The following is an 11,696-nucleotide window of genomic DNA, read 5'->3' as shown; positions in this document are numbered from 1 at the left end:
TAAGGCTGAGCTGTGATGGCGAGCGAAATATAGTAGCGAAGTTCCTGATTCCACACTGCCAAGAAAAGCCTCTAGCGAGGTGAGAGGTGCCCGTACCGCAAACCGACACAGGTAGGCGAGGAGAGAATCCTAAGGTGATCGAGAGAACTCTCGTTAAGGAACTCGGCAAAATGACCCCGTAACTTCGGGAGAAGGGGTGCTCTGTTAGGGTGCAAGCCCGAGAGAGCCGCAGTGAATAGGCCCAGGCGACTGTTTAGCAAAAACACAGGTCTCTGCGAAGCCGTAAGGCGAAGTATAGGGGCTGACGCCTGCCCGGTGCTGGAAGGTTAAGAGGAGCGCTTAGCGTAAGCGAAGGTGCGAATTGAAGCCCCAGTAAACGGCGGCCGTAACTATAACGGTCCTAAGGTAGCGAAATTCCTTGTCGGGTAAGTTCCGACCCGCACGAAAGGCGCAACGATCTGGGCACTGTCTCAACGAGAGACTCGGTGAAATTATAGTACCTGTGAAGATGCAGGTTACCCGCGACAGGACGGAAAGACCCCGTGGAGCTTTACTGCAGCCTGATATTGAATGTTGGTACAGCTTGTACAGGATAGGTAGGAGCCTTGGAAACCGGAGCGCCAGCTTCGGTGGAGGCATCGGTGGGATACTACCCTGGCTGTATTGACCTTCTAACCCGCCGCCCTTATCGGGCGGGGAGACAGTGTCAGGTGGGCAGTTTGACTGGGGCGGTCGCCTCCTAAAAGGTAACGGAGGCGCCCAAAGGTTCCCTCAGAATGGTTGGAAATCATTCGCAGAGTGTAAAGGCACAAGGGAGCTTGACTGCGAGACCTACAAGTCGAGCAGGGACGAAAGTCGGGCTTAGTGATCCGGTGGTTCCGCATGGAAGGGCCATCGCTCAACGGATAAAAGCTACCCCGGGGATAACAGGCTTATCTCCCCCAAGAGTCCACATCGACGGGGAGGTTTGGCACCTCGATGTCGGCTCATCGCATCCTGGGGCTGTAGTCGGTCCCAAGGGTTGGGCTGTTCGCCCATTAAAGCGGTACGCGAGCTGGGTTCAGAACGTCGTGAGACAGTTCGGTCCCTATCCGTCGCGGGCGCAGGAAATTTGAGAGGAGCTGTCCTTAGTACGAGAGGACCGGGATGGACGCACCGCTGGTGTACCAGTTGTTCTGCCAAGGGCATCGCTGGGTAGCTATGTGCGGACGGGATAAGTGCTGAAAGCATCTAAGCATGAAGCCCCCCTCAAGATGAGATTTCCCATTCCGCAAGGAAGTAAGATCCCTGAAAGATGATCAGGTTGATAGGTCTGAGGTGGAAGTGTGGCGACACATGGAGCTGACAGATACTAATCGATCGAGGACTTAACCTAATGTCTAATGATGTCACATCTGTTATCTAGTTTTGAGAGAACACTCTCAATTGTTTGGTGGCGATAGCGAAGAGGTCACACCCGTTCCCATGCCGAACACGGAAGTTAAGCTCTTCAGCGCCGATGGTAGTCGGGGGTTTCCCCCTGTGAGAGTAGGACGCCGCCAAGCAATTGCACGTTAGTGCAATTATGGAGGATTAGCTCAGCTGGGAGAGCATCTGCCTTACAAGCAGAGGGTCGGCGGTTCGAGCCCGTCATCCTCCACCATTCTTACTATACATAATATGTTTACATATGAGCCGGTGTAGCTCAATTGGTAGAGCAACTGACTTGTAATCAGTAGGTTGGGGGTTCAAGTCCTCTTGCCGGCACCACTTTTATATGATATAATATTCAAGTCTCTTGTAAGAAGAGCCATTAGCTCAGTTGGTAGAGCATCTGACTTTTAATCAGAGGGTCGAAGGTTCGAGTCCTTCATGGCTCACCATTTATATGTTGCGGATGTGGCGGAATTGGCAGACGCGCTAGAATCAGGCTCTAGTGTCTTTACAGACGTGGGGGTTCAAGTCCCTTCATCCGCACCATTTCTGCGGAAGTAGTTCAGTGGTAGAACACCACCTTGCCAAGGTGGGGGTCGCGGGTTCGAATCCCGTCTTCCGCTCCAACTATACCATCCACGCCGGGGTGGTGGAATTGGCAGACACACAGGACTTAAAATCCTGCGGTAGGTGACTACCGTGCCGGTTCAAGTCCGGCCCTCGGCATTATAATTTGCGCCCGTAGCTCAATTGGATAGAGCGTTTGACTACGGATCAAAAGGTTAGGGGTTCGACTCCTCTCGGGCGCGCCATGATCTACATGAAATCGGGAAGTAGCTCAGCTTGGTAGAGCACATGGTTTGGGACCATGGGGTCGCAGGTTCGAATCCTGTCTTCCCGACCATTCTTGGGGCCTTAGCTCAGCTGGGAGAGCGCCTGCTTTGCACGCAGGAGGTCAGCGGTTCGATCCCGCTAGGCTCCACTTGATTTCAATATATGATTTGGCGGTGTAGCTCAGCTGGCTAGAGCGTACGGTTCATACCCGTGAGGTCGGGGGTTCGATCCCCTCCGCCGCTACCAAAGGACCTTTAGCTCAGTTGGTTAGAGCAGACGGCTCATAACCGTCCGGTCGTAGGTTCGAGTCCTACAAGGTCCACCACAATACGGAGGAATACCCAAGTCTGGCTGAAGGGATCGGTCTTGAAAACCGACAGGGGTGTCAAAGCCCGCGGGGGTTCGAATCCCTCTTCCTCCGCCATATATATTCTTACATTTTATCATCGCGGGGTGGAGCAGTTCGGTAGCTCGTCGGGCTCATAACCCGAAGGTCGCAGGTTCAAATCCTGCCCCCGCAACCAAACAAATATATCCTTTTAAATAAGGAGCGCCCGATGGGTGCAACTAATTAAAATGGTCCGGTAGTTCAGTTGGTTAGAATGCCTGCCTGTCACGCAGGAGGTCGCGGGTTCGAGTCCCGTCCGGACCGCCATTTAAATAATAAGGCTCGGTAGCTCAGTTGGTAGAGCAACGGACTGAAAATCCGTGTGTCGGCGGTTCGATTCCGTCCCGAGCCACCATTTACAAATATATATATTTTGGCGGTTGTGGCGAAGTGGTTAACGCACCAGATTGTGGCTCTGGCATTCGTGGGTTCGATTCCCATCAATCGCCCCAAAAAATTGCGGGTGTAGTTTAGTGGTAAAACCTCAGCCTTCCAAGCTGATGTCGTGGGTTCGATTCCCATCACCCGCTCCATTTCTATATCGTCATGGGCCTGTAGCTCAGCTGGTTAGAGCGCACGCCTGATAAGCGTGAGGTCGATGGTTCGAGTCCATTCAGGCCCACCATACCATGACTTTTACGTTCCACAGTAGCTCAGTGGTAGAGCTATCGGCTGTTAACCGATCGGTCGCAGGTTCGAATCCTGCCTGTGGAGCCATATGGAGAAGTACTCAAGTGGCTGAAGAGGCGCCCCTGCTAAGGGTGTAGGTCGTGTAAGCGGCGCGAGGGTTCAAATCCCTCCTTCTCCGCCATGACGGCCCGTTGGTCAAGCGGTTAAGACACCGCCCTTTCACGGCGGTAACACGGGTTCGAATCCCGTACGGGTCATCCTGAAACCTTGCATATCCTGCAAGGTTTTTTTGTTTTCTAAAACTATATGATATGCATCTGATTTTGTTTTTTTATTCTATATCAAATTTACAACAAAAAACTCCATATCTTTTGTTTTTCTTCAGAAAATGAAGTTTTATGTCAATAAATATAAGCGCTTTCTAGAAAGGGCTTTTTTTTATTTCTACGAATAAATAATATAAATGAAAACTATGATGTCAGAAAGGATGATTACATGGCCGCTGCCAGCCCAACAGCACATGATGTTTATCTTTTTCACGAAGGCAGTCTGTTTAAAAGCTATCAGCTGTTTGGCTCGCATTATCGCGAGCTGAATGGCCAAAGCGGGTATGAATTTTGTGTATGGGCGCCTCATGCGTCAGAAGTTCGAGTGGCTGGAGATTTTAACAGTTGGTCAGGTGAGCTTCATGTTATGCAAAAAGTTAATGATCATGGCATTTGGACGTTATTTGTTCCAGGTTTGAAAGAAAAGGAACGATATAAGTATGAAATCGTGACAAATAGCGGAGAGACCATGCTGAAGGCAGACCCGTATGCTTTTTATTCAGAAGTAAGACCGAATACGGCGTCTCTTACTTACGATCTTGCAGGGTACAGCTGGCATGATCAAAAGTGGCAGAAGAAGCAGAAAGCTAAAACGATATATGAAAAGCCGGTTTTTATTTATGAGCTTCATCTTGGTTCATGGAAGAAGCATCCCGATGGCACGCTTTACTCCTATGAAGAATTAGGCCAGTCTCTTATTCCTTATATCAAAGAGCAGGGGTTTACCCATATCGAGCTGCTGCCCGTTTATGAACATCCTTATGATCGCTCTTGGGGTTATCAAGCAACGGGGTATTACAGCCCGACAAGCCGATTTGGCACGCCACATGATTTGATGAGGTTTGTTGATGAATGCCATCAGGCAAACATCGGCGTCATACTTGATTGGGTCCCCGGACATTTTTGTAAAGATTCGCATGGGCTTTATATGTTTGATGGAGCGCCGCTTTACGAATATCAAAAAGAGCGTGACAGGGAGAACTGGCTGTGGGGCACCGCTAACTTTGATCTAGGTAAACCGGAAGTTCATAGTTTTTTAATTTCTAATGCGTTGTACTGGGCGGAATTCTATCATATAGATGGTTTTAGGGTCGATGCGGTGGCTAATATGCTGTATTGGCCAAATCAGGATGAACGCCATACGAATCTCTATGCAGTTGAATTTTTAAAAAAGCTAAATCAAACAATGCGGGAGGCATATCCGCATGTCATGATGATAGCGGAAGATTCCACCGAGTGGCCTCAAGTAACAGGTTCTGTTGAGGAAGGAGGACTCGGCTTTCATTTTAAATGGAATATGGGCTGGATGAATGATGTGCTGAAATATATGGAGACGCCTGCTGAACAAAGGCGGCACTGCCATCAGCTTGTGTCTTTTTCCTTGCTTTATGCGTTTAGTGAACATTTTGTATTGCCATTTTCTCATGACGAAGTCGTCTATGGAAAAAAATCACTTCTTCATAAAATGCCTGGCGACTATTGGCAGAAATTTGCCCAATATCGGCTTTTACTCGGTTATATGACGGCTCATCCCGGAAAAAAACTCATTTTTATGGGATCGGAATTTGCCCAATTCGATGAATGGAAAGATACAGAACAGCTTGATTGGTTTTTGAACTCCTTCCCCATGCATCAAAAAGCAAGTGTTTTTACTCAAGATCTTCTCCGCTTTTATCAAAAAAGCAAAATCCTTTATGAAAATGACCATCGTGCTCAGTCATTTGAATGGATTGATGTCCACAATGAGGAGCAATCAATCTTTTCTTTTATTCGGTATGGCAGACGGCACGGTGAGGCGCTTATCATCTTATGCAATTTTACACCCTCGGTCTATCATCAATACGATGTTGGCGTTCCCTTTCTTACCCAATATATCGAAGTGTTGAACAGTGACAATGAAAAATATGGGGGCTCAGGTCAATTGAATAAAAAGCCGTTGGCAGCCAAACCTGGAGCTGTTCATCACAAACCGTGCTATATCACAATGACAATCCCCCCTTATGGCATTTCGATTATGCGGGCGGTGAAAAAAAGAGGAGAGATAAATGAATGAAAAAACAATGTGTGGCTATGCTCCTTGCCGGCGGGAAGGGCAGCCGTCTCAGCGGATTAACAAAAAATATGGCAAAACCGGCCGTATCTTTTGGGGGAAAATACAGGATTATTGATTTTACGCTCAGCAACTGCTCGAATTCAGGCATAGACACAGTAGGCATCTTAACGCAATATCAGCCGCTGGAGCTGAATTCCTATATTGGCATTGGCAGTGCATGGGATCTTGACAGGCACAATGGCGGCGTTACGGTATTGCCTCCTTATGCCGAGTCATCCGAAGTGAAATGGTATAAAGGGACGGCTAGCGCAATTTATGAAAATCTCAATTACCTGAACCAGTACGATCCTGAGTATGTGCTGATCTTATCAGGCGATCACATTTATAAAATGGACTACGGCAAAATGCTTGATTTTCATATTGAAAAGAAAGCGGATGTGACCATCTCCGTGATTGAAGTGGGATGGGAAGAAGCGAGCCGATTCGGCATCATGAAGACGAATGAAGACGGGATCATCACACATTTTGATGAAAAGCCTAAATTTCCAAAGAGCAATTTGGCATCCATGGGTATTTATATTTTCAATTGGCCGCTCTTGAAGCAATACCTTGAGATGGATGACCGGAATCCGTATTCAAGCCATGATTTCGGCAAAGACATTATTCCTTTGCTTTTGGAGGAGAAAAAGAAGCTTTCCGCTTATCCGTTTAAAGGATATTGGAAGGATGTCGGCACGGTGCAGAGCTTATGGGAAGCCAATATGGATTTGCTGAAAGACCAGTCTGAGTTGAGGCTGTTTGAACGCAATTGGAAGATTTACTCTGTCAATCCGAATCAGCCTCCGCAATTTATTTCGCCTGAGGCGCAGGTTCATGACTCACTTGTGAATGAGGGGTGTGTTGTTTATGGGAATGTGTCTCACTCCGTTCTATTTCAAGGTGTCACCGTCGGTAAGCACGCAACGGTCAAGCGTTCAGTGATTATGCCGGATGTGACAATCGGTGAGCATGTCGTGATTGAGAATGCTATCGTGCCCAAGGGCTTAGTGCTTCCGGATGGCGCAGTGATTAAATCTGAAAAAGACATTCAGGAGGTGCTGCTTGTTTCGGAGGAATTTGTAGAGAAAGAATTGATTTAATGACTGAAGAGGAGGCAGAATCAGTTGATCAATAATCAAATGTTAGGTGTTATAGATGAAACCACATATAAGCATTCTCTTCAGGATTTAACCGCACAGCGGTCGCTTGGTGCGATTCCTTTTGCTGGAAGGTACCGTTTGATAGATTTTATGCTGTCCAATATGGTGAATGCGGACATTAGGAGTGTGGCGATTTTTCCGAAATATCGCTACCGGTCTCTTATGGATCATCTTGGAGCAGGGAAGGAATGGGATTTGCACCGTAAAAAGGACGGCCTCTTTTTTTTTCCGTCACCGCATTTGCATGATGAGTATAATGAATTCGGTTCATTTCGCCAGTTTTCTGATCATCTTGATTACTTTCATAGAAGCACACAGCAATATGCCGTCATCACCAACAGCCATACTGTATGCAACATTCAATTTCAATACGTGCTGAAAAGACATCAGGAGGCGGGCTGTGACATTACCGAGGTCTTTCAGGACGGTCAGTCGCTGCAAATCTATATCATGTCTTCTAAACTCTTGAAGGATCTGATCTACGGACATATTGAAAAAGGATACAGAACCATTCAGGAGGTTGTTGAAAAGGAAGCCTCCGTATTGACCATTTGCCCATATGAATATTCGGGGTATGCAGCTGTTATTGATTCTGTAGAAAAGTATTATACCCACAGTATGGAGCTAATTCAGCCGCGTTTTTGGCAACAGGTGTTTTTGCCTCAGCAGCCGATTTATACAAAAGTGAAGGATGAGCCCCCAACGAAATACGGGAAGAACAGCACTGTCAGAAATTCTTTAGTGGCAAACGGCTGTGTGCTTGAGGGAGAGGTCGAAAACTGCATTTTGTTCAGGGCGGTGCATGTCGGGAAAGGCACGAAGCTGAAAAACTGCATTATTATGCAAAAAACGCAGATTGGCGAGGAGTGTTTGCTGGAGCAGGTGATTGCTGATAAAGATGTCAGAATCGGCAATACGACTGAAGCTGCAGGAACGGAGGAGCAGCCGCTCGTGTTAAAAAAAGGTTTGGTGCAAGGAGAGCTGATGAATTCTTGAAGGTGTTATTTGCTGTCTCAGAATGTACCCCGTTTGTAAAATCAGGAGGCCTGGCCGATGTGGCCGGCGCGCTGCCCAAAGTGCTTTGTCGTCTTGGGAACGACGTAGCGGTGATCATGCCGAAATACAGTCAAATTCCTGATCCCTGGAAAAAGCGTATGAAGAAAACAGCTGAGTGTACGGTTGCTGTTGGCTGGCGTCAGCAATATTGCGGGATTGAACATTTGGCTGAAGATGGTGTGAATTATTATTTTATCGACAATAAATATTATTTTTCAAGGGATTCCCTGTACGGGCATTTTGATGATGGGGAGCGATTTGCTTATTTTTCAAGAGCTGTGCTGGAAGCGGCAGAAGCAGTGAATTTTCAAGCCGATATCATTCATACTCATGACTGGCATACAGCGATGGTCAATTACTTGTTGAAAGAGGAATACAGCAAGCGCCCTTTTTATGAGCAGATGAAAAGTGTGCTCACGATCCATAACTTGCAGTTTCAAGGTATATTCCCGCCTGAGGTGACACATGACTTGCTCGGTCTGGACATGAGTCATTTTCATTATGAGAGATTAGAATGCAATGGATTTGTTAATTTTATGAAAGCAGGGATTCTCGCTGCTGATCATGTAACAACGGTGAGCCCGACTTATAGAAATGAAATCTTAACGCCGTATTACGGCGAGCAGCTTGAGCCAGTTTTGCAGCATAGGGAAAAAGATTTAACAGGGATCTTAAACGGTATTGATGACTCTTTCTATCAGACAGAGAGCGATCCGTATATTGAGATGCATTACGATCCTGAACGTCTTGATTTAAAGGAAGAAAATAAAACGAAGCTCCAGCGGCGGATGGGCCTTCCGGAACGAAAAGATATTCCGCTGATCAGTATGGTAACAAGGCTGACCAAACAGAAGGGTCTTGATCTTGTTAAGAGAATGATGCACGAGCTGCTGGAGGAGAGAGACATACAGCTGATTGTGCTCGGTACGGGGGAACGGGAATTTGAGGACTACTTCCGGTACATTGAATTTGCATTTCACGATAAATGCAGGGCGTATATTGGGTTTGATGAGCCGCTTGCCCATCAGATTTATGCGGGCTCGGATTTGTTTCTGATGCCGTCGAAATTTGAGCCGTGCGGTCTGGGGCAGATGATCGCGCTTCAATATGGCGCTATTCCGATTGTCAGAGAAACAGGCGGGCTCTATGACACTGTCCGTTCCTACCGGGAGGAAGAGGGCACAGGCAACGGTTTTACGTTCTCAGCCTTTAATGCTCACGATCTGAAATTTACGATCGAGAGGGCGCTGTCGTTTTATCGCCAAAAGGATGTATGGAAGAGCATCATGAAGACCGCAATGAATGCAGATTACAGCTGGAAACAATCAGCCAAACAGTATCAGCGCATTTTCGAGCATGTGACAAGGAGTGGACGGGATGTTCTCGAGTAAAGAACGCTTTGCAGCCTTATTTTTAAAGCGTCTGGAAATGACGTGCGGGAAAAGCTTTAAGGACTCTTCCAGGCTTGATCAATATAAAACCTTAGGCAATATGATCAGAGAGTACATCAGCGCTGATTGGATCCAGACAAATGAAAGAAGCAGGTCCAATTCCGGAAAGCAGACATATTATTTGTCGATTGAATTTCTTCTGGGACAGCTCCTTGAACAGAATTTAATGAATCTCGGTATTCGGGATGTAGTGGAAGCGGGTCTGAAAGAGATCGGCATCAGTTTAGACGAGATCCTTTATATGGAGAGTGATGCAGGGCTTGGGAATGGCGGTCTGGGGCGATTGGCAGCTTGTTTCTTAGATTCTCTGGCTTCGTTAAACTTGCCTGGGCATGGGATGGGAATTCGCTATAAGCATGGCTTATTTGAACAAAAAATTGTTGACGGGCATCAGGTTGAGCTGCCTGAGCAATGGCTGAAAAACGGAAATGTGTGGGAAGTAAGAAATGCTGATCAAGCGGTTGACGTGCCGTTTTGGGGCGAGGTGCATATGACTGAAAAAAACGGCCGTCTGCATTTTCGTCATGAGCAAGCAACAATCATTACCGCTGTTCCTTATGATATCCCGATCATCGGATACGATACGGGCACAGTCAACACGTTAAGACTTTGGAACGCCGAGCCTTATGCGCATTATCACGGCGGCAATATTTTGTCTTATAAACGGGAAACAGAAGCTGTATCTGAATTTTTATACCCTGATGACACGCATGACGAGGGTAAGATATTACGGCTGAAGCAGCAGTATTTTTTAGTATGTGCAAGTTTAAAAAGCATTGTGAACAATTACCGCAAAACGAATCAATCATTATATGGCTTGCATAAAAAAGTAAGCATTCATATTAATGACACCCATCCTGCACTTGCTGTGCCTGAACTGATGCGGATTTTGCTTGATGAAGAAAACATGAGCTGGGAAGATGCCTGGCATATCACGGTACATACGATTTCTTACACGAATCATACGACACTGTCAGAAGCGCTTGAAAAATGGCCGATTCATTTATTTAAGCCGTTGCTCCCGAGAATGTATATGATTATTGAAGAGATTAATGAGAGGTTTTGCAGAGCGGTTTGGGAGAAGTATCCCGGTGACTGGAAAAGGATAGAGGATATGGCGATTACGGCGCACGGTGTTGTCAAAATGGCTCATCTCGCAATAGTGGGAAGCTACAGTGTAAACGGAGTTGCCAAAATTCACTCCGACATTTTAAAGGAACGGGAGATGCGTCATTTTCATTTGATGTTTCCGAATCGGTTTAACAATAAAACAAATGGAATCGCCCATAGGCGCTGGCTGTTAAAAGCCAATCCCGGCTTGTCCGCGATGATAACGGATGCGATAGGCGATGAATGGATAAAACAGCCGGAATCCTTGATTCGGCTGGAACCGTACGCTGCTGATCCCGCTTTTATTGAGCAGTTCCAAAACAACAAAAGCAGAAAAAAGCAAGAGCTTGCTGATCTGATTTTTTGCACGGCCGGAGTGGCTGTAAATCCGGACAGCATATTTGATGTACAGGTGAAACGGCTTCATGCGTATAAACGGCAGCTGCTGAATGTTCTTCATATTATGTATTTGTATAACCGGCTGAAGGAGGATTCAGGATTTTCTATTTATCCGCAAACCTTTATTTTCGGAGCAAAGGCTTCACCAAGCTATCATTACGCGAAGAAAATCATTAAACTGATTCATTCCGTTGCGGAGAAAGTAAATTATGACCCGGCGGTGAGGCAGCTGCTCAAGGTCGTTTTTTTAGAAAATTACAGGGTCTCTATGGCGGAGCAGATTTTTCCGGCATCAGATGTAAGTGAACAAATTTCGACTGCAAGCAAGGAAGCGTCCGGTACAGGAAATATGAAGTTTATGATGAATGGCGCGCTGACAATCGGCACGCATGACGGGGCGAATATTGAAATTCTGCAACGGGTCGGAACTGATTGTGTTTACACTTTTGGTTTGAAAGCGGATGACGTTCTTTCCTACCAGGAAAACGGAGGCTACAGATCAAGGGAGTATTATCAGCATGACCGCAGAATCAGGCAGGTAGCGGATCAGCTGATCAACGGTTTTTTTGAAGGTGAAGCCGATGAATTTGAATCCATCTATGATTCGCTGCTGCCGCATAATGACGAGTATTTTGTATTGAAGGATTTCAGTTCATACGCGGATGCCCAGGAGCGTATTCAAGCCGATTATCAAGATCGGCGAAAGTGGTCAGAGCGTTCGATTTTAAACATTGCCCATTCAGGTTATTTTTCAAGCGACCGGACGATTCACGAATATGCGAAACACATTTGGAGAATTAAGCCGATGATGTAAAAAAGCCGCTGTTTGAGCGGCTT

5 protein-coding genes, 21 tRNA genes and 2 rRNA genes are annotated in these 11,696 nt (G+C 46.6%); all 28 read left to right on the top strand.

What is annotated here, in order from left to right; genetic code table 11:
• Positions 1-1,375: ribosomal RNA gene (locus tag WA325_RS07480) — 23S ribosomal RNA — on the top strand; the annotation flags it as partial.
• 53 nt (positions 1,376-1,428) lie between these two features.
• Positions 1,429-1,544, top strand: a 5S ribosomal RNA gene (rrf, locus tag WA325_RS07475).
• A gap of 22 nt (positions 1,545-1,566) precedes the next feature.
• Positions 1,567-1,642 (top strand) — tRNA-Val (locus tag WA325_RS07470).
• Between the two features lie 31 nt (positions 1,643-1,673).
• Positions 1,674-1,749 (top strand) — tRNA-Thr (locus WA325_RS07465).
• Between the two features lie 37 nt (positions 1,750-1,786).
• Positions 1,787-1,862 (top strand) — tRNA-Lys (locus WA325_RS07460).
• Between the two features lie 10 nt (positions 1,863-1,872).
• Positions 1,873-1,959 (top strand) — tRNA-Leu (locus WA325_RS07455).
• A gap of 5 nt (positions 1,960-1,964) precedes the next feature.
• Positions 1,965-2,039, top strand: a tRNA-Gly gene (locus WA325_RS07450).
• A 14-nt stretch (positions 2,040-2,053) separates the two neighbouring features.
• Positions 2,054-2,139, top strand: a tRNA-Leu gene (locus tag WA325_RS07445).
• Positions 2,140-2,148: 9 nt separating this feature from the next.
• A tRNA-Arg gene (locus tag WA325_RS07440) sits at positions 2,149-2,225 on the top strand.
• 15 nt (positions 2,226-2,240) lie between these two features.
• A tRNA-Pro gene (locus WA325_RS07435) sits at positions 2,241-2,317 on the top strand.
• A 5-nt stretch (positions 2,318-2,322) separates the two neighbouring features.
• Positions 2,323-2,395 (top strand) — tRNA-Ala (locus WA325_RS07430).
• A 21-nt stretch (positions 2,396-2,416) separates the two neighbouring features.
• Positions 2,417-2,493 (top strand) — tRNA-Met (locus WA325_RS07425).
• 2 nt (positions 2,494-2,495) lie between these two features.
• Positions 2,496-2,572, top strand: a tRNA-Ile gene (locus WA325_RS07420).
• 6 nt (positions 2,573-2,578) lie between these two features.
• Positions 2,579-2,671, top strand: a tRNA-Ser gene (locus WA325_RS07415).
• Between the two features lie 23 nt (positions 2,672-2,694).
• Positions 2,695-2,771: transfer RNA gene (locus tag WA325_RS07410), tRNA-Met, on the top strand.
• 54 nt (positions 2,772-2,825) lie between these two features.
• Positions 2,826-2,902 (top strand) — tRNA-Asp (locus WA325_RS07405).
• Between the two features lie 12 nt (positions 2,903-2,914).
• A tRNA-Phe gene (locus WA325_RS07400) sits at positions 2,915-2,990 on the top strand.
• A 21-nt stretch (positions 2,991-3,011) separates the two neighbouring features.
• Positions 3,012-3,087, top strand: a tRNA-His gene (locus WA325_RS07395).
• Between the two features lie 7 nt (positions 3,088-3,094).
• Positions 3,095-3,168 (top strand) — tRNA-Gly (locus WA325_RS07390).
• Between the two features lie 15 nt (positions 3,169-3,183).
• Positions 3,184-3,260 (top strand) — tRNA-Ile (locus WA325_RS07385).
• A gap of 17 nt (positions 3,261-3,277) precedes the next feature.
• Positions 3,278-3,352, top strand: a tRNA-Asn gene (locus WA325_RS07380).
• Positions 3,353-3,355: 3 nt separating this feature from the next.
• Positions 3,356-3,446, top strand: a tRNA-Ser gene (locus WA325_RS07375).
• 4 nt (positions 3,447-3,450) lie between these two features.
• A tRNA-Glu gene (locus WA325_RS07370) sits at positions 3,451-3,522 on the top strand.
• A gap of 238 nt (positions 3,523-3,760) precedes the next feature.
• Entirely contained in the window at positions 3,761-5,644 is a 1,884-nt protein-coding gene (gene glgB / locus WA325_RS07365; RefSeq protein WP_336183386.1) for a 1,4-alpha-glucan branching enzyme, read from the top strand.
• Positions 5,641-6,783, top strand: coding sequence for a glucose-1-phosphate adenylyltransferase (locus tag WA325_RS07360; RefSeq protein WP_024122609.1), 1,143 nt, complete (start codon positions 5,641-5,643; stop codon positions 6,781-6,783). Before glgB ends, WA325_RS07360 begins: the two co-directional genes overlap by 4 nt.
• Positions 6,784-6,807: 24 nt before the next feature.
• Positions 6,808-7,839 carry a glucose-1-phosphate adenylyltransferase subunit GlgD gene (gene glgD, locus WA325_RS07355; RefSeq protein ID WP_202852658.1) on the top strand — a complete coding sequence of 344 codons (1,032 nt, stop codon included), beginning with the start codon at positions 6,808-6,810 and terminating at the stop codon, positions 7,837-7,839.
• A complete protein-coding gene (gene glgA, locus WA325_RS07350; protein WP_336183385.1) occupies positions 7,836-9,290 on the top strand; it encodes a glycogen synthase GlgA in 1,455 nt (484 codons plus the stop codon). Before glgD ends, glgA begins: the two co-directional genes overlap by 4 nt.
• On the top strand, positions 9,277-11,673 hold the full coding sequence (gene glgP / locus WA325_RS07345; protein ID WP_227598102.1) for a glycogen phosphorylase GlgP: 2,397 nt from the start codon (positions 9,277-9,279) through the stop codon (positions 11,671-11,673). Before glgA ends, glgP begins: the two co-directional genes overlap by 14 nt.
• Positions 11,674-11,696 lie beyond the last annotated feature (23 nt).

The sequence above is a fragment of the Bacillus sp. 205(2023) genome, from assembly GCF_037027485.1.
In the GTDB taxonomy this organism is placed as follows: Bacteria; Bacillota; Bacilli; order Bacillales; family Bacillaceae; genus Bacillus; species Bacillus halotolerans.
This window is presented reverse-complemented; position numbering and strand designations above follow the sequence as displayed.

What these genes read in the sequence shown, in the direction of transcription:
- glgB (WP_336183386.1), top strand. Translation starts at nt 3,761, where the DNA reads ATGGCCGCTGCCAGCCCAACAGCACATGATGTTTATCTTTTTCACGAA.
- WA325_RS07360 (WP_024122609.1), top strand. Translation starts at nt 5,641, where the DNA reads ATGAAAAAACAATGTGTGGCTATGCTCCTTGCCGGCGGGAAGGGCAGC.
- glgP (WP_227598102.1), top strand. Translation starts at nt 9,277, where the DNA reads ATGTTCTCGAGTAAAGAACGCTTTGCAGCCTTATTTTTAAAGCGTCTG.